Here is a 15,359-nt window from a genome sequence, read left to right as displayed (position 1 = left end):
GCGACCTGCGCGCCCGCTCCTCAACGAAAAAGGGAATCACACATGTACTTCTGGGAAATCCTCAGCTGGATGCTCTGGGCCGTCGTCTTCATCAGCTACCTGTTCGCCCTGTTCGCGATCATCACCGACCTGTTCCGGGACCGCGCGCTCAACGGCTGGTGGAAGGCGGTGTGGATCGTCTTCCTGATCTTCCTGCCCTTCCTCACCGCCCTGGTCTACCTCATCGCCCGGGGAGGGGGCATGGCCGAGCGCGGACAGCGGGCGGCAGCGGACGCCGAGGACTCGGCACCGGCCTCACTCCGAGAGCTCGCCGGAAAGAGCCCCAGCGACGAGATCGCCGCCGCCTCAGCGCTCCTGCAGGCCGGCACGATCACCCAGGACGAGTTCGCTCTGCTGAAGTCGAAGGCGCTGGCATGAGCGCGGCCTCCGGTGTCGGCCCCGGCACGGCGGGCCCCTCGGCCGCCGCGGGCAAGACGTCCCCCATCGAGGTCAACGTCCTGAACTTCGCCAGGGCGGAGACCGATCTCATGTTCTCGCGGCTGGATGCAGGCTCGGGCCTCGGCGTGTGGAACCACACCTACCAGCTGAAGCCGCTCGACGATCAGCCGATCATCCGCCAGAATCGCGACACCCTGTACAGCAGTTCGATCGTAGACGTCCGCGATGGCGTGACGATCACGATCCCGAACACCCGTGGTCGGTACATCTCCGTGTTCGTGATCAATCAGGACCACTACGGCCAGGCCATCCTCCGCGACCCCGGTGAGCACGTGCTGACCCGCGAACTCGTCGGCACGGACTACGCGGGCATCATCGTGCGCATCCTCGTGGACCCTGCGGACGACGAGGATCTCGCCACGGTGAACCGTCTGCAGGACGCCCTCCGCATCGTCGGAGGCGGCACCGGACCGTTCCCGATGCCGGTCTACGATCAGGAATCGCACACCGCGACGCGCGCCGCGATCCTCGACCTCGCGCGCGGCGTCAGCAAGTACGACCACTCCTTCGGCACGGTGGAAGAGGTGGATCCGATCATGCACCTGCTCGGCACGGCATCCGGCTGGGGCGGGCTCCCCGAGTACGAGGCCACCTACATCAGCGTCGACGAGAACCTCCCCGTCGACGAGTACCGGCTCCGCCTCGCCGATGTCCCCGTCGACGCGTTCTGGTCGGTGTCCCTCTACAACGCGGCGGGCTTCTTCGAGGAGAACGCCCTCGGAGTCAACAGCATCAACAGCCTCACGGCGATTCCGGATGCCGACGGCGGCGTGACCGTGCGCTTCGGCGTGCGACTGGACGGCGTCGCGAACGCCCTGCCGATCATGCCCGGCTGGAACTACGTGCTGCGCCTGTATCGTCCGCGACCGTCCGTCCTCGACGGCTCCTGGGTCGCGCCCCGTCCGGAGGTTCTCTAGAAGACGGGTGGGGGCGGTCGCGCCCCCACCCGTCTTCCCTCCTCTTCTCCCCCATCCCCCGTAAGGACTCGAAGAATGGTCCAGAAGACAGCCGAAGAGCTCGCAGAGGAGCTCGCGCGACTCACCGCGGCCAACGCCGAACTCACCCGCGCGCTCGATCAGGAGCGCGAGCGGAGCACCACCGATTCGGAGAAGACTGCCGAGGCTGTTCCGCACACCAGACCACCGCGTCGCTGGGGCCGGACGCTCCTGGCGGCCACGCTGATCGCAGTCGGCGTGCTGTTGTCCCCCGTCGCCGTGGTCTCGACCTGGGCGCACAGACAGCTCACCGACACCGCCTACTTCGTCGACACGTTCGCACCGCTGGCGAAGGATCCGGCAGTGCAGGGCTTCGTCGCCGACCAGGTCATCGCTGCGATCGAATCCCAGATCGACATCGATCGCATCGCGGACGACCTCTTCGCCGGTCTCCAGGATCTCGACGTCGGGCCGAGGGCCCAGGAAGCGCTGGCGCTTCTGCAGGCTCCTGCCGTGTCCGGCATCCGATCCCTGATGGAGACGACGGTGACGGGCTTCATCACGTCGGATGCCTTCGCGGCGATCTGGGCCGACGCGCTCGAGTTCACCCATCGCCAGCTGGTGAACACGGCCACGGGCAGGGAGGACGCGGCGATCACGATCGGCGCCGGTCAGGTCGAACTGCAGCTCGAGCCGATCATCCGGGCGGTGAAGGACGAACTCATCGCCGATGGCTTCCCGCTCGCCGACCGTATTCCGACGATCTCCCGGTCGATCGTGATCGCCGAGGGCGATTCCGTAGGCCTCTACCTCGCCGTGTACCACCTCGTCGTCGCGATCGGCGTCTGGGTGCCCTGGCTCATGCTGATCACCCTCGTCGCTGGCGTGCTATCGGCTCGCAGCCGGGCGCGCGCGGCGGCCTGGGCCTCCGGAGCCGTCCTGGTGATGATGCTGCTGTTGGGGGTCGGCGTCGACGCCGGGCGGAACGTGTTCGCGCTGGCCGTCGCCTCCGCCGTCCCGCACGACGCGGCGCTGGCCGTCTACAGCGAGGTCCTCGGGTTCGTCGCGAGCATGACTCTCGCGCTGGGCACCCTCTCCGCCGCCGTGCTGGTGATCGCGCTCCTCGCCGGTCCGTCGCGCTGGGCTCTCGGTCTCCGACAGCACGCGCGCCGCGCGATCTCCGCGATCAGGAGCAGCGCGGAAGCGCACGGCTACACCACAGGAGTCGTCGGAGAGCGCGTGGAGCGCGGCAAGAGGCCGCTTCGGATACTCATCGGCGCCGCCTGCGCCGCGTTCATCCTGCTCATGCGACCGCTCACGCCTGGGATGATCGTGGGCACCGCGATCATCGGCGTCGGCGCACTCGCGGTCCTCGAGCTCCTCTCGCGTCCGGCACCCGTCCCGACGCGATCAGCACCGTCCACCAGCGAAGACCTCTCGAAGGAGATAAGAGCATGAATGACACCCACGACCGCACGATCCCCCTCGCCAGCGCGCCGAACCTGCGCGATCTCGGTGGGATCCCCACCGAGAACGGGATCGTGAAGCGCGGTCTCCTGTATCGGTCGGCGACGCTCTCCTCGCTGACCGATATCGACCAGCACTGGTTCGCCACGGCCGACGTGCGCACGGTGTACGACCTGCGCACAGCGGACGAGGCCGCCGCATCACCGGATAACCTCCCGGCCGGCACGATGGGCCGCAACCTGGACGTGCTCGCCGACAGCCCGACCAGCGTGGCCGCGGGCCTCGCAGAGCTCGCCGCCGATCCGGGAGCCTTCGCGTCGACTCTCGCGAACGGCCGCGGTGAGGAGCTGTTCGAGGAGACCTATCGCGACCTGGTCCGGATGCCGTCGGCCCTGAGCGCCTACCGCTCGTTCTTCCTGAGCCTGATCGACGGCGACCGTCAGGGTGCTGCCCTGTTCCACTGCACCACCGGCAAGGACCGTACCGGGTGGGCGGCGGCGTCAGTGCTCTCGCTTCTCGGCGCCGACATCGACGACGTGTACGACGACTACCTCCAGACCAACACCGACCTCCTGCCCGCCCTGGAACCGCTGCTGCAGCAGGCGGAGGCACACGGTGTGGAGCGCGAGGTGCTCCTTCCCGTGCTCGGTGTGCGCGAGAGCTACCTCGCGGCGGCCTTCGCGGAGGTCGATGAGCGCTTCGGCGGCATGCGCACCTATGCGGCGGAGGGGTTGGGGCTGACCGACGAGGAGATTCACGCGCTCTCGGTGCTGCTCACCTGAGCCGCGCGCTCCCGCGCGAATCCAAGCCGTAGAGTGCGCGGCTGCGGGTGCAGAGAATGTAGCTGACCATGTCTTTCCCCCGGGGCACCGATGTTCGGACTTCTTCGGCTCTGCGCGGCACTTGGACGTAGGAAGATCTCACCCAGCACGTGACGTGCTGGGCCCATCTGCAGCCCCTGCGGAGCGCCGGGAAGCTCTTTCCTCCATCGAATGTCCGATATGCCGATAGCATTCGGTCACCGGTCTGAGGCGACCGGACACAGCACCGAGAGGAACGCCCATGACCAATCCGACCCCTGCCCCCGGATGGTACCCAGCGCCGCACGCGAACAACGAGCAGCGCTATTGGGACGGCGCGCAATGGCTCGAATCTGCCCCTCAGGTCACGGCGCTGGGCGAGAAGAAGCTCAACATCTTGGCTCTCGTGAGCATGATCGTGGCCGTGGTCGGGTTCATCTTCGCGTGCATCCCAGGAGCATTGATCGTCGGGTGGATTCTGCTTCCGATCGCGTTCGTCCTCAGCATCGTCTCCCTCTTCCTTAAGGGCGACAAGAAGTGGTTCGGCATCGTCGGCCTGATCCTCTCCATCGTGGGAACGATCGTCGGCGTCATGGTCTTCATCGGAGTCATCGCGACCGCTGCCGATGAGGCATTCGGTGGCAGCGATACCACGGTCACTGCGCCCTCTGATCAGCCTTCCGGCGATGAAGGCGAGCAGTCCAGCGTTCCTCCAACCGCCGAACAGGGCACCCGAGAAAGCCCCTATCCCGTCGGATCCGAGATCAGCACGAACGACTGGACCGTCGTCATCAACTCCGTGAATCGCGACGGCAACGCGGTGGTTTCAGAAGCCAACCAGTTCAACTCACCCGCTGCCGCCGGCACTCACTACGAGATCATCAACTACACGGTCACGTACAAGGGCGCCGAGTCTGGCTACTCCGCCGAAGTCGCACTCGCCGCAGTGACCTCCTCCGGGAATGTAGTCAACTCATACGACTCCCTCGTCTCTCTCACCGATGACATGGGGCTGGATGAGCTCTACGCCGGAGGCACCCTCACAGGCTCGGCCGCGTTCGCTATCCCGGACGGTGAGACGTACACGCTGCGCGTCCGACCCGGCATCATTGCTGATGAGGTCTTCGTACAGCCCTAGCCACACGACGCCTAACCAACCCCGCCGACCGATGCTCCAGTCCATCCGTCGGCGGGGACGTCTATGCCTGCGCTTCGGCGTAGCGTCAGATCTTCCGTGGAGGGCACGATGATCGTCGCGCAATGCAGAAAAGCCTCGGAGACTGGCGAGAGTCTCCGAGGCTTATCCGTGCACCCCCAGGGACTTGAACCCTGAACCCACTGATTAAGAGTCAGTTGCTCTGCCGATTGAGCTAGAGGTGCGTGGCCCGGTGAATCCCCCGGCCGAGGAATTACATTACCAGCGGATGAGCTCCATGTGAAATCGAGCGCGTCCCTTCACTCCCGCCGCGCGTGTCGCACTGCGTCCAGCGCGCCGGAGGCCGCTCGCTCCGCCGACTATCCTGGACTGGTGACCGCCTCCCCCAGCGCCGACAGCCTCTCCGCCGACCTCGAACTCGCCCTCCGGCTCGCCGACGCCGCCGATGCGCAGGCGCTGCCACGCTTCGACAGCGCCGACCTCGAGATCTCCACCAAGGCGGACAACTCGCACGTCACCGACGCCGACCTCGCGACGGAGCGCGCGATCCGCGCGATCCTCGAGACCGAGCGCCCGGAGGACGGCATCTTCGGCGAGGAGTTCGGCGCCCAGGGCGACACGCACCGCCAGTGGATCGTCGACCCGATCGACGGCACCGCGAACTTCCTCCGCGGAGTGCCCCTCTGGGGCACCATGATCGCGCTGGCCGTCGACGGCGTGCCGCAGGTCGGCGTGGTCAGCATGCCGGCGCTCGGGCGTCGCTGGTGGGCCTCGACGGGAGCCGGAGCCTGGACGGCGACGGATGCCGGCCCGCGCCGCCTCCGCACGTCCGCCGTGGCCTCCCTCGACGATGCGAGCGTCAGCTTCCAGAGCATCGCGCAGTGGTCACAAGCGGGCCACCTCGACACGCTGCTGACCCTGGCCGATCGCGTGTGGCGCGACCGCGCCTACGGCGACGTCTTCGCGTACATGCTGCTCGCGGAGGGGCGCCTGGACATGGTCGCGGAGTTCGACGTCAAGGAGTACGACATCGCCGCCGCCGTGCCGATCGTGCGCGAAGCCGGTGGACGCATGACGGCCTTCGACGGAGCCGAGACGATCTCGGCTCGCTCGACACTGGCAACCAACGGCATCCTTCACGACGCCTTCCTGGAACTCCTGCACGACTGACACTCGACGAGGCCACGAGATGACCCCACGCATCCCCATCGCCGCCGCCGTAGCGCTCCTTCTCGCGGCGACGCTGACCGCGTGCTCCGGCGGCCCGGATTCGGACGCCACCCCCACCCCGAAGGGCACGAAGCCTGCTGCGGAGTCGACGGCCGAGCCCGCGGCGACCCATGCTCCGGAGACGCCCGTTGCCGATCCCACGTGCGAGACGATCGTGACAGAGGGAACGGTCGCAGGCCTCACGGACGCGGGATGGACGTCCGAGCGCAAGGACTTCATCATCGGCGACGTGGCGCTCCCCGACGGCATCCTCTGCTTCTGGGCCGACTTCTCGACCGGCACCGATCACGGCCAGCTGTACGGATGGTCGCCGATCTCCTCCGACGATGCCAACACGGCGCAGTCCTCCCTGCTCGCGCAGGGGTGGACGCGCGAAGACGGACCCGAGGGCCGCTACTTCACGGAAGACCCCGAGTTCTCCCTGGGCACCGACGAAGAGGGATACGGCATGACCTATCTCTTCGGCGATGGCTGGGTGAAGCTCGCCGACACGAAGCAGAGTCTGATCCTCATCGACTGGGCGGGCTGACGGCTTTCAGCCATCCAGCATCTTGCCCGGATTGAGGATCCTCCTCGGATCCAGAGCATCCTTGATGGCCCTCATCACGCCGATACCCGAAGGATGCTCCTCGATCAGGTCCTGCATCTTGCCCACGCCGATTCCGTGCTCGCCCGTGCAGGTGCCGCCGACCGCAAGCGCTCTGCGGATCATCCTCGAGGTGAGCGCCGCAGCGCGCTCCCTCTCGTCGTCATCGCCGTTCCTGAGCACGAACGCGAGATGGAAGTTCCCATCTCCCACGTGACCAGCGATCGGCGCCACGAGACCGCTCGCATCGATGTCCGCCTGCGTCTCCGTGATGCAGTCGGCCAGGTGAGAGATCGGCACGCAGACATCGGTCGACCAGGTGTATGAATCCGGTCTCAGCGCCTGCGCGGCCGGAAGAGCATCATGCCGGACCTTCCAGAACCGCTCGGGATCGTCGCCCTCGATCCGTCGACGCTCGAGCATGCCCTGCGCGGCCATGATGACCTCGAGCCGCTCCGCGTGATGCGCGATGATGTGCGGATCGCCGCTCAGCTCGACGAAGAGCGTCGGCGCGGCCCGGAAGTCCGTGTGCGAGTACGAGTTCAGCGCCTCGATCTGCACCGTGTCGAGCAGTTCAGCGCGTCCGAGGTCGATCCCCGCATGCAGCGCCCGCTGCACGACGAGGGCGGCGGCTCTCACCGACGGGAAGGAGTACACGGCGAGCTCATGCGCCGCCGGCACGGGCGTGAGGCGCAGAGTCAGCTCGGTGATGATGCCGAGCGTCCCCTCCGATCCGACGAAGAGATGGGTCAGATCGTAGCCGGCAGCGGACTTCCGCGCCCGGCTGCCGGTACGGACGACCGAGCCGTCCGACATGACGACGGTGAGACCGCGCACGTTGTCGGCCATCGTGCCGTGCTTCACCGCATTCGTCCCGCTCGCACGCGTCGCCGCCATGCCGCCGATGGATGCGTCGACCCCCGGTCCCGCCACGAACTGCAGACCGTGGACGGCGAGCGCCGGATTGAGTTCGCTCCGCCTCACCCCCGCCTCCACGGTCGCGTCGGCCGAATCCGGATCGACATGCAGGACCCGATTCATCCGCATCAGGTCGACGACGACGCTCGCGGATCTCGTCGTGTCGTCGCGATCGCCCATATCCTCGCGCACGGAGAGGGCGTTCGCTCCGCCCTCCAGACCGGTGCCCGCTCCCCTGGCGATCACCGCTACGCCCGCCGTTCCGCAGATCCGCACGGCGGTGGCGACGTCATCCGTCGACTCCGCCAGGACGACGGCCAGCGCGGGCGCCCAACGGTGACGGGACCGGTCATGCGAGTAGGGGCGAACGTCGGAGAGATCCCGCAGCACGCGTCCTGGCAGCGCGAGCTCCAGGTCCCTGATCGTCGTATCGGGATCCTTGTCAGCGAGCACGCCGCCACGGAGTTCGTGCGCGTCCATCGCCGCCCCCGTCACCGCGCACCCCGGGAACGCAGGTACGTGCGTGTGAGCGCGAGCAGGCGGTCGTGCGCCTCGGGAAGCCCGATGGACACGCGGACCCCCTCTCCGGCAAAAGGCCGGACGGCGAGCGCCTGAGCGCTGCACAGAGCCGTGAACTGCTCTGACCCTGCCCCCAGGGGCAACCAGACGAAGTTCCCCTGCGCATCGGGGACACTCAGGCCGAGAGTCAGAAGCTCGTCCCTGACTCGCGTTCTCTCCCGTACCGTCCACTCGACGCGATCCCGCACCGCCGGCAGTTCGTCGAGTGAGGCGATCGCCGCCATCTGTCCTGCCTGAGACACGGCAAAGGGGACGGCGACCGTCGTGAGGTGGCGGGTGATCTCCTCCCGGGCCACGCAGTACCCCACCCTCAGCGCGGCGAGTCCATGCGCCTTAGAGAAGGTGCGCAGGATGAGCGCATTCGGGAACTCCCGCTGCAGCGCGAGAGAATCGAGCCGGTCCGCGGTCCGAACGTACTCGATATAGGCCTCATCGATCACCACGAGCACGTGCGCGGGCACCCGAGACAGGAACTCGCGCACCTCGGCGTGGCCCAACGCCGGTCCCGTCGGATTGTTGGGCGTGCAGAGGATCACGATCTTCGTCCGCTCCGTGATCGCGGCGAGCATCCCTTCCAGGTCGTGCGTCAGATCCGGCCTCAGCGGCACGGGCACGGCCCGCGCTCCCGTCTCTCCGATCGAGATCGGGTACGACTCGAAGGACCGCCAGGCGTAGACGATCTCATCCCTGCTGCCGTCCGGTCGCCGTCCGGCGAACACGCGCAGGATGTCGTTCAGGACCGCGAGGCTTCCCGCCCCCGCGACGATGCAGGTCGCCGGCACCTGGAGGACCTCGGAGAGCTTCTCGCGGAGCGGAAGCGCCGTGGGATCCGGATAGACGTTGTGCCGGTCGGCGCGACGAATCGCGTCGACGACCGCGGGCAGCGGCTCGAACGGGTTCTCATTGGACGAGAGCTTGAATCCGGTGAGCCCTGCTCTCTGCTGCGCCGGCACTCCCGGGCGATAGCGGGGCAGCTCCTCGATCTCGGGACGCGGCTGCACCGCTCCCTTCGCGGCTGAGACGGACACGTCAGCTCACCGCGATCTGGCCGGTCTGCGCCGCCGTGTACTCCGGTGGATAGATCATGTCTGCCGGAGGTTTCATCGTCTTCTTCGCCCAGGGATAGTAGACGGCGAACGTGACGACCATCGAGACCGCCCAGGAGATGTCGATTCCGCCGAGGACTCCCGCGAGCGGTCCGTGGAAGTCGCCGAGCATGCTGTACGTGTCGCTCGTGAGGAAGGGGATCTGCACGAGGATGCCGATGCCGTAGGAGACGATCGCCGTGAGGTTCACGGCGCCGTAGCGGCCGCGACGATCGTAGAGGGCGGGGATGTCGATGCGCTCCTTCGAGATCAGGTAGTAGTCGACGAGGTTGATGATGCTCCACGGGATGAAGACCGCGAGGAGCAGCAGCACGAAGTTCTTGAAGTTGTTGAGGAAGTCGGCGCTGGCGGCGATCGCGATCACCATCGTCAACGCGACGAAGACGATGATGTAGATCGATCGGGCTCGACGCGAGATCCTCGTCTCGGCATTGAAGCTCGTGATCACCGTCACCGTGCTCATGATGCCTCCGTAGGCGTTGAGTGTGTTCGCGGTGAGCTTGCCGACGATGATGACCAGGTAGATCGCGAAGGCCGCGTACGCCGGCCCTGCGAGGTGCCCGACGAAGCCGACCGGCCCCTCCAGCAGCGCGCCACCCGACACGGCGCCGATCAGGATGCCCAGAGTCATCGAGATCTGCGTTCCGGTCACGCTGCCGAGGAAGGTCGACCAGAACGTCGTCGCGACCGACGTGTCGGCCGGGAGGTATCGGGAGTAGTCGGCGACATACGGCGCATAGGTCATCTGCCAGCTCGCCCCGAGCGTGAGGCAGACCATGAAGGTGGCAGGATCCGTGGCCCCGGTGCCGAGCGTCGCGCCGACGTCGTAGTTCGCGAAGAGCTGGATGAACAGGTACGTGAACCCGAGGATGCCCGCTGCCGTGGCGATCCGGCCCAGCACGTGGATCAGCTGATATCCGAAGATCGAGACGATGACCGTCAGCACTCCGAAGATCAGGATGCCGACGATCGGAGCAGATCCTGCGGCGGTCGGGATGCCGAGCAGGTGATTGATCGCGCTTCCGGAGAGAGCCGCACCGGTCGAGGCGAAACCGAGGTACATGCAGATCACGAGGACGAGCGGGAGCGTCGCGCCGAGGACGCCGAACTGCGCTCTGCTGGAGATCATCTGCGGCAGCCCCATACGAGGCCCCTGGCCTGAATGCAGTGCCATGGTCACGCCGCCGATGACATTGCCCACGAGGACGGCCAGGATCGCCGTGAGCGGTTCGGCGTGGAAGATCGCGACGGCGATCAGGCCGGTGACGATCGCCGTGATCTGCATGTTCCCGCCGAACCAGAGCGTGAACTGGTTCAGCGGAGTGCCGTGCCTCTCGTCCTTCGGCACCATGTCGATGGTGCGGCGCTCGACGGCGAGGGTTCCGGTGTTGGTCGTCTGTTGACTCGTCATCGGGTCAACTCCTTTCGTGTGGGGAGAACGGGCGTCCGTCATTCGCGCGAATCCGGATGCGAATCCGCGCGCCGACGCACGGCGGGTCCTCTCTGTCAGATGTTCAGCTGGTGCCTCGACAGAGCCTGGGCAGCCGAGACGGTCGCGGAGACGGCGGTGCGCATGAGGCGGGCCGCCCGCAGCACCGGTACCATGGTCGCCACGGCGCCGACCACGCCCCCATCCGCGAACACCGGTGCTGCGACCCCCCAGACTCCCTCGTCGACTTCGCCTGCGCTCATCGCGAATCCCCGCTCGCGCACGTCGGGCAGCAGCGACAGGACGCCGGACGCGGTCGACCCCGCGACTCCATTGCGGGCGAGGATGCCGTCGACCTCTCCCCGCGGCGTGTGCGCGAGGATCGCTTTCGCGCTGGCGCCCGCCACGAGCGGCACGACCTCGCCGACGACGAAGGAGCATCGCAGCACGCTGGACCCGTCCGCCGTGTCGACGCACACCATGTCATCTCCGCGACGCACGAGGAGTGCCGCGAACTCCAGCGTCCGACCGGCGAGCGTGTGCAGGACGCGCGACGTCGCATCCCCACTGAGCACGCTGCGCCGGTAGCGCTCAGCAAGAGAGATCGAGACGATGCCCGCGTGGTATCTGCCTCGCGACGGCCCCTCCTCGATGAGGCCGGCCTCGAGAAGAGACGTGATGCAGCGGTAGACCGCGCTCGACGGCAGACCGGTGTGCTCGCTGATCTGGGCGACGCGCGGAGCGTCCATTCGCGACATGGCCAGAAGCACCTGCGCGACGCGATCGAAGCTGCCGCTGGGCGGCCCCGCGGGCAATGCGACCTGAGACATACGTCGGATGCTACAAGGGCGTCATGCTCCCAGAAAAAGGGGATTTGCGCTCAGTGAGAATTCATCGGAGTGCATTTCAGAAGGCATAATCCAGGAAGGCATTCTTTGCATCTCGCATATCCCCATTAGTGACGGAATCCTCGCCGATTCGTTCTTCGGACACGAAGGTCGACGAGCACCGCGTCTCGCGCACCCCATCGCCCGGGCCGTGGACGTCGGCACAGGATCAGCGCCCAGAGACGACAGAAGCCCCCGCGGATCCGGGGATCCACGGGGGCTTCTTCTCGCGACAGCGACCTGGTGGAGCTGGGGGGAATCGAACCCCCGTCCAACGCTGAGTCTCCACGCCTTCTCCGGGCGCAGTCTGTGAAGACGTTCTACTCGGCTCCGACCTTTGTCACAGACACCTAAGTCGACAAGCCCAGCCTGGGAAGAGTCCCACGTGACGTCCAGACGCCGTCACGCAGCAAGATTCCTAGATGACGCCAGGATCCGTATCGGAATCACATACGGCCTGACGGACTATCGGGCTCGCTTATGCAGCGAGGGCGAAGTCGTTGCGCTTGGTTTCGGCAACTATTTTTTTGCAGAGAGCGTTTACGAGATAACTCTGCATCCTCGGCCCGCTTCTCGTGGATTCACAGGCGCTGTCGAAACCGATCAGCCCCGTGGTCCTTCTTTCGAAGGAGCCGCTGTCGCACTGTTGACTTTTCAGTTCGGGAGCCGCAGCACCCGAGCATCACAGACTACAACCATTTCGCCTCGTCCGCCATTCCGGCCCCTGGCGTAGAGTCGGCGCATGAGCGAAGTCACGATCACCGTCCGCGGCGAGCACGAGGCTCGTGTCGCCCCCGAACGCGCCACCATCCACGTCGCCGTCCGTGCCGAGGGTTCGGAGCGGACGGAGGTCGTCGACCGACTCACCCGTCTCGCCGACCCGGTTCGCGCCACGCTCGCGGAGCGAAAAGCCGCAGGCACGCTCGTCGATTGGTCGAGCACTCGTCTCTCTGTGCGTGCCGAGCGCCCGTGGAACAACGAGGGCAAGCGTCTCGCGCCGGTCTACTACGCGAGCGTCGACCTCGCCGCGACGTTCTCCGAGGCATCCGAGCTGTCGATCTGGGTGAGCGACATCTCCCCCTGGGACGGTGTCGAGGTCGGCTGGGTCGACTGGCACCTCACGCCTGACACGCGCTCTCGCGTCGAACAGGAGGTCGCCGCATCCGCGGTCGGCGTCGCCGTCACGCGTGCTCAGGCGTATGCGGGCGCACTCGGGCTGAGCGATGTCGTCCCGACCGCGATCGCCGACAACGGGCTGATCTCCGCGGGCCAACCGGTGTCGTCCGCTCCGATGATGATGAAGGCCGCCGCGGCCGACAGCGGCGGCGCAGCACAGTACGAGCCAGAAGAGATCGTCGTGGCGGCCACGGTGGAGGCGCGCTTCGTGGCGCGCTGAGATCGCAACACCGTCCCGAAGGCGGCGCTGCTAGCGTCGGACCATGTCAACGACGGCTACGAGCGGGATGCCGCTGCGCGATTACCGCATCCACCGCTACGTCAACGCGTTCTGCCCCGAGTGCCATGCGGAAGACCCTGACCGCCCGCTCTCCGAAGTGAAGCGCCTGTCGGGTTGGCTTGCCGATCGAGACGGCACGATCTGGCTGGAACGCGGTTGTCGCACGCACGGACTGCAGCGCACGCTGTACGACGAGTCCGCGGAGATCCTGCGGTATCTGGAACAGTGGACGGCTCCGACGAAGGTGCACGAGGCCGACCTCACCGGCAACTTCGCCCCTGTGCCCGAGGCCTACCTCTACGGGCTCCCCGAGATGCAGACGCAGCACACCTGCATCCTGCTCGCCGACATCACCGACCACTGCAACCTGCGCTGCCCGACCTGCTTCGCGGAGTCCAGCCCCGCGGCGACGGCGGTCGCTCCGCTCGACGAGGTGCTCGCGTCCGTCGACGCGAAGCTCTCGCGGGAGAACAACCGCATCGACGTGCTGATGCTCTCCGGTGGTGAGCCGACCCTGTACCCGTGGCTCGAACAGCTGCTCGAACAGCTCATCGCCCGACCGATCGTCCGCATCCTCATCAACTCGAACGGGTTGCGCATCGCGAACGACGACGAGTTCCTCGCCGTGCTGAAGCGCCACCGCGAGCGCGTGGAGATCTACCTGCAGTACGACGGCGAGGAGCCGGAGACGTCGCGTTTCCACCGAGGCGCCGACATCCGCCACTTCAAGGAGCGGGCGCTCGCCCGACTGTCGGGCGCAGGGATCTTCACGACCCTGACCATGACCGCGGCCCTCGGTGTGAACGACCATGAGATCGGCACCGTCATCCGCCGAGCCATGGTCACTCCCTACGTCGGAGGCGTGACGATCCAGCCCGTCTTCGGATCAGGACGATCGAGTGGGATCGACGTGATGGAGCGTCTGACCCACACGGGCGTGCTCGCCCGTCTCGGACCGCAGACCGAGGGCGAGGTCACCTGGCAGGACCTCACCGCCCTCCCCTGCAGTCACCCGCACTGCTGCTCTGTCGGCTATCTGCTGCGCGACGACTCCGACTCCTGGCGCTCGCTCACCTCGCTCGTCGGTCACGAGCAGCTGAAGCAGTTCCTCGATCTGAACCCCGATCTGATCGCGAACCGGATCGCCGACAGCAACATCAACCAGGCGCTCAAGGACAGCGTGAAGCAGTCGCTTCTCGACCTCCTCAGCGAGCAGTCGTCGCTCTCCCATCCGTCGATCGGGTCGCTGTGGAAGGACATCTGCGCCGGCTGCGATCTCGGGATCGGCACGCTCACGAAGCTCGCCACGGCAGCGCTGCCGGGGCAGCACAAGCGTCTGCGGCAGTTCCTCGGCGAGCGGGTGAAGCGCATCACGGTCAAGCCGTTCATGGACATCAACACCATGATCGAGGAGCGTCTGACGCAGTGCTGCGTGCACGTGGCGACGGTCAACTCCGAGACCGACGCCCACCAGTGCGCACCGTTCTGCGCCGTGCAGGCGTGGAAGCCGCTGTCCGATCAGAAGCTCTCGACCGCCACAGGCCGCACCTCGCTGCCGCTGATCGCGTCTGCCTCGGCGTCATGACCGACTGGCCTCTGAACCAGCGCGACCCGAGCGTCGGAGATCCTCCGAACGCTCGTGATCCGCTGCGGCTGTGCGTCAACGCCACGGTCGCGCTGATCACGTGCGTCCTCGGGCCGATCGCTCTGCTGGGCTTCGCGGGCATGGCCATCGTCGCCTACGCCCAAGCCCGGCGTGCAGGCCTCCTGCGCTCGCGCTGCAAGCTCGGCGATACACGCAACGTGCTCGCCTACCTGATCGTGCTCGCGGTTCTCGCGGCGGTGGCCATCCCGTTCTGGGTGCTCCTGTGGATGCGGATGCTGGGCTAGCGCGTGTTCCCGACACTGAACGACCTGTTCGGCTTCGGCCCGCCCATCGAGACCCACGGTTTCTTCGAGGGGATCGGGATGCTCGCCGGCGGCGGCGTCTTCTGGATCGAAGCGCGCCGGCGGGGCGCGAAGGATCCGCGGATCCCCTACCTCGTGCTCGGCGCGCTGGTCGGAGCCGCGATCTTCGCGCGGCTGGGCACCTGGGCACAGCATCTGGACCCGTCGAAGAACCTCAGCCTGGGTGAGCAGTTCCTGTCGGGCAACGCCTCGATCCTGTCAGCGCTGGTCGGCGCGTGGGCCGGAGTGCACGTGACGAAGCGGATCGTCGGCTACCGCGAACGCAGCGGTGATCTGTTCGCCCCCGCCGTCGCGCTCGCACTCGCCATCGGCCGCTTCGGGTGCCTGTTCACCGAGAAGCCCGG

The 15,359-nt window shown here is 66.9% G+C and carries 15 protein-coding genes, 1 tRNA gene and 1 other RNA gene; 11 read left to right on the top strand and 6 right to left on the bottom strand.

Features of this window, described 5'->3' with window-relative positions:
* Positions 1-42 precede the first annotated feature (42 nt).
* The 5 genes from CQ047_RS05360 (at position 43) to CQ047_RS05335 (ending at position 4,838) form a co-directional block, all read left to right on the top strand.
* A complete protein-coding gene (locus CQ047_RS05360) occupies positions 43-417 on the top strand; it encodes a PLDc N-terminal domain-containing protein (RefSeq protein WP_105673258.1) in 375 nt (124 codons plus the stop codon).
* Positions 414-1,415, top strand: coding sequence for a DUF1214 domain-containing protein (locus CQ047_RS05355; protein ID WP_105673257.1), 1,002 nt, complete (start codon positions 414-416; stop codon positions 1,413-1,415). The genes CQ047_RS05360 and CQ047_RS05355 overlap by 4 nt, the downstream gene beginning before the upstream one ends.
* A gap of 75 nt (positions 1,416-1,490) precedes the next feature.
* Positions 1,491-2,891: a hypothetical protein gene (locus CQ047_RS05350; RefSeq protein WP_105673256.1), complete on the top strand. Its 1,401-nt coding sequence runs from the start codon at positions 1,491-1,493 to the stop codon at positions 2,889-2,891.
* The gene (locus CQ047_RS05345) at positions 2,888-3,682 is read left to right on the top strand and encodes a tyrosine-protein phosphatase (protein ID WP_105673255.1); all 795 of its coding nucleotides are present in this window, start codon (positions 2,888-2,890) and stop codon (positions 3,680-3,682) included. The genes CQ047_RS05350 and CQ047_RS05345 overlap by 4 nt, the downstream gene beginning before the upstream one ends.
* Positions 3,683-3,962: 280 nt before the next feature.
* A complete protein-coding gene (locus CQ047_RS05335) occupies positions 3,963-4,838 on the top strand; it encodes a DUF2510 domain-containing protein (RefSeq protein ID WP_258132495.1) in 876 nt (291 codons plus the stop codon).
* A 169-nt stretch (positions 4,839-5,007) separates the two neighbouring features.
* Here CQ047_RS05335 and CQ047_RS05330 read toward each other — a convergent pair.
* Positions 5,008-5,080: transfer RNA gene (locus CQ047_RS05330), tRNA-Lys, on the bottom strand.
* A 148-nt stretch (positions 5,081-5,228) separates the two neighbouring features.
* Between CQ047_RS05330 and CQ047_RS05325 the strand changes: the two genes are divergently transcribed.
* The gene (locus CQ047_RS05325) at positions 5,229-6,026 is read left to right on the top strand and encodes an inositol monophosphatase family protein (protein WP_105673254.1); all 798 of its coding nucleotides are present in this window, start codon (positions 5,229-5,231) and stop codon (positions 6,024-6,026) included.
* A gap of 19 nt (positions 6,027-6,045) precedes the next feature.
* On the top strand, positions 6,046-6,615 hold the full coding sequence (locus CQ047_RS05320) for a hypothetical protein (protein WP_105673253.1): 570 nt from the start codon (positions 6,046-6,048) through the stop codon (positions 6,613-6,615).
* A gap of 6 nt (positions 6,616-6,621) precedes the next feature.
* Here CQ047_RS05320 and CQ047_RS05315 read toward each other — a convergent pair whose 3' ends face one another.
* The 5 genes from CQ047_RS05315 to ssrA all read right to left on the bottom strand — a co-directional run bounded on the left by CQ047_RS05315 (position 6,622) and on the right by ssrA (position 12,202).
* Positions 6,622-8,070: an FAD-binding oxidoreductase gene (locus CQ047_RS05315; RefSeq protein WP_105673252.1), complete on the bottom strand. Its 1,449-nt coding sequence runs from the start codon at positions 8,068-8,070 to the stop codon at positions 6,622-6,624.
* Positions 8,071-8,081: 11 nt separating this feature from the next.
* Entirely contained in the window at positions 8,082-9,197 is a 1,116-nt protein-coding gene (locus CQ047_RS05310) for a histidinol-phosphate transaminase (RefSeq protein ID WP_105673251.1), read from the bottom strand.
* 1 nt (position 9,198) lies between these two features.
* On the bottom strand, positions 9,199-10,686 hold the full coding sequence (locus CQ047_RS05305; RefSeq protein WP_105673250.1) for a cytosine permease: 1,488 nt from the start codon (positions 10,684-10,686) through the stop codon (positions 9,199-9,201).
* Positions 10,687-10,781: 95 nt separating this feature from the next.
* Positions 10,782-11,534, bottom strand: a complete 753-nt coding sequence (locus CQ047_RS05300; protein WP_105673249.1) for an IclR family transcriptional regulator — start codon at positions 11,532-11,534, stop codon at positions 10,782-10,784.
* A 298-nt stretch (positions 11,535-11,832) separates the two neighbouring features.
* Positions 11,833-12,202, bottom strand: a transfer-messenger RNA (tmRNA) gene (gene ssrA, locus CQ047_RS05295).
* Positions 12,203-12,333: 131 nt separating this feature from the next.
* Between ssrA and CQ047_RS05290 the strand changes: the two genes are divergently transcribed.
* The 4 genes from CQ047_RS05290 to CQ047_RS05275 all read left to right on the top strand — a co-directional run.
* On the top strand, positions 12,334-12,987 hold the full coding sequence (locus tag CQ047_RS05290; RefSeq protein WP_105673248.1) for an SIMPL domain-containing protein: 654 nt from the start codon (positions 12,334-12,336) through the stop codon (positions 12,985-12,987).
* Between the two features lie 43 nt (positions 12,988-13,030).
* Positions 13,031-14,632 (top strand): radical SAM protein, encoded by a 1,602-nt coding sequence (locus tag CQ047_RS05285; RefSeq protein ID WP_258132493.1) that lies wholly within the window; start codon positions 13,031-13,033, stop codon positions 14,630-14,632.
* Entirely contained in the window at positions 14,629-14,937 is a 309-nt protein-coding gene (locus CQ047_RS05280; protein WP_105673246.1) for a hypothetical protein, read from the top strand. The genes CQ047_RS05285 and CQ047_RS05280 overlap by 4 nt, the downstream gene beginning before the upstream one ends.
* A gap of 3 nt (positions 14,938-14,940) precedes the next feature.
* Positions 14,941-15,359: prolipoprotein diacylglyceryl transferase family protein (locus CQ047_RS05275; protein WP_146114271.1), on the top strand; the 419-nt coding region annotated here is incomplete at its 3' end.

It is taken from the genome of Microbacterium sp. MYb72 (assembly GCF_002979415.1).
Classification (GTDB): Bacteria; Actinomycetota; Actinomycetes; order Actinomycetales; family Microbacteriaceae; genus Microbacterium; species Microbacterium natoriense.
Note: the sequence above shows the minus strand (reverse complement) of the source record. Positions and strands in the feature narration are given on the sequence as shown.

Excerpts from the sequence above, each read along its gene's own strand:
- CQ047_RS05320 (WP_105673253.1), top strand. The coding sequence starts at position 6,046 with ATGACCCCACGCATCCCCATCGCCGCCGCCGTAGCGCTCCTTCTCGCG.
- CQ047_RS05350 (WP_105673256.1), top strand. The coding sequence starts at position 1,491 with ATGGTCCAGAAGACAGCCGAAGAGCTCGCAGAGGAGCTCGCGCGACTC.
- CQ047_RS05315 (WP_105673252.1), bottom strand. The coding sequence starts at position 8,070 with ATGGACGCGCACGAACTCCGTGGCGGCGTGCTCGCTGACAAGGATCCC.
- CQ047_RS05360 (WP_105673258.1), top strand. The coding sequence starts at position 43 with ATGTACTTCTGGGAAATCCTCAGCTGGATGCTCTGGGCCGTCGTCTTC.
- CQ047_RS05355 (WP_105673257.1), top strand. The coding sequence starts at position 414 with ATGAGCGCGGCCTCCGGTGTCGGCCCCGGCACGGCGGGCCCCTCGGCC.
- CQ047_RS05290 (WP_105673248.1), top strand. The coding sequence starts at position 12,334 with ATGAGCGAAGTCACGATCACCGTCCGCGGCGAGCACGAGGCTCGTGTC.
- CQ047_RS05345 (WP_105673255.1), top strand. The coding sequence starts at position 2,888 with ATGAATGACACCCACGACCGCACGATCCCCCTCGCCAGCGCGCCGAAC.
- CQ047_RS05300 (WP_105673249.1), bottom strand. The coding sequence starts at position 11,534 with ATGTCTCAGGTCGCATTGCCCGCGGGGCCGCCCAGCGGCAGCTTCGAT.
- CQ047_RS05335 (WP_258132495.1), top strand. The coding sequence starts at position 3,963 with ATGACCAATCCGACCCCTGCCCCCGGATGGTACCCAGCGCCGCACGCG.
- CQ047_RS05305 (WP_105673250.1), bottom strand. The coding sequence starts at position 10,686 with ATGACGAGTCAACAGACGACCAACACCGGAACCCTCGCCGTCGAGCGC.
- CQ047_RS05280 (WP_105673246.1), top strand. The coding sequence starts at position 14,629 with ATGACCGACTGGCCTCTGAACCAGCGCGACCCGAGCGTCGGAGATCCT.
- CQ047_RS05285 (WP_258132493.1), top strand. The coding sequence starts at position 13,031 with ATGTCAACGACGGCTACGAGCGGGATGCCGCTGCGCGATTACCGCATC.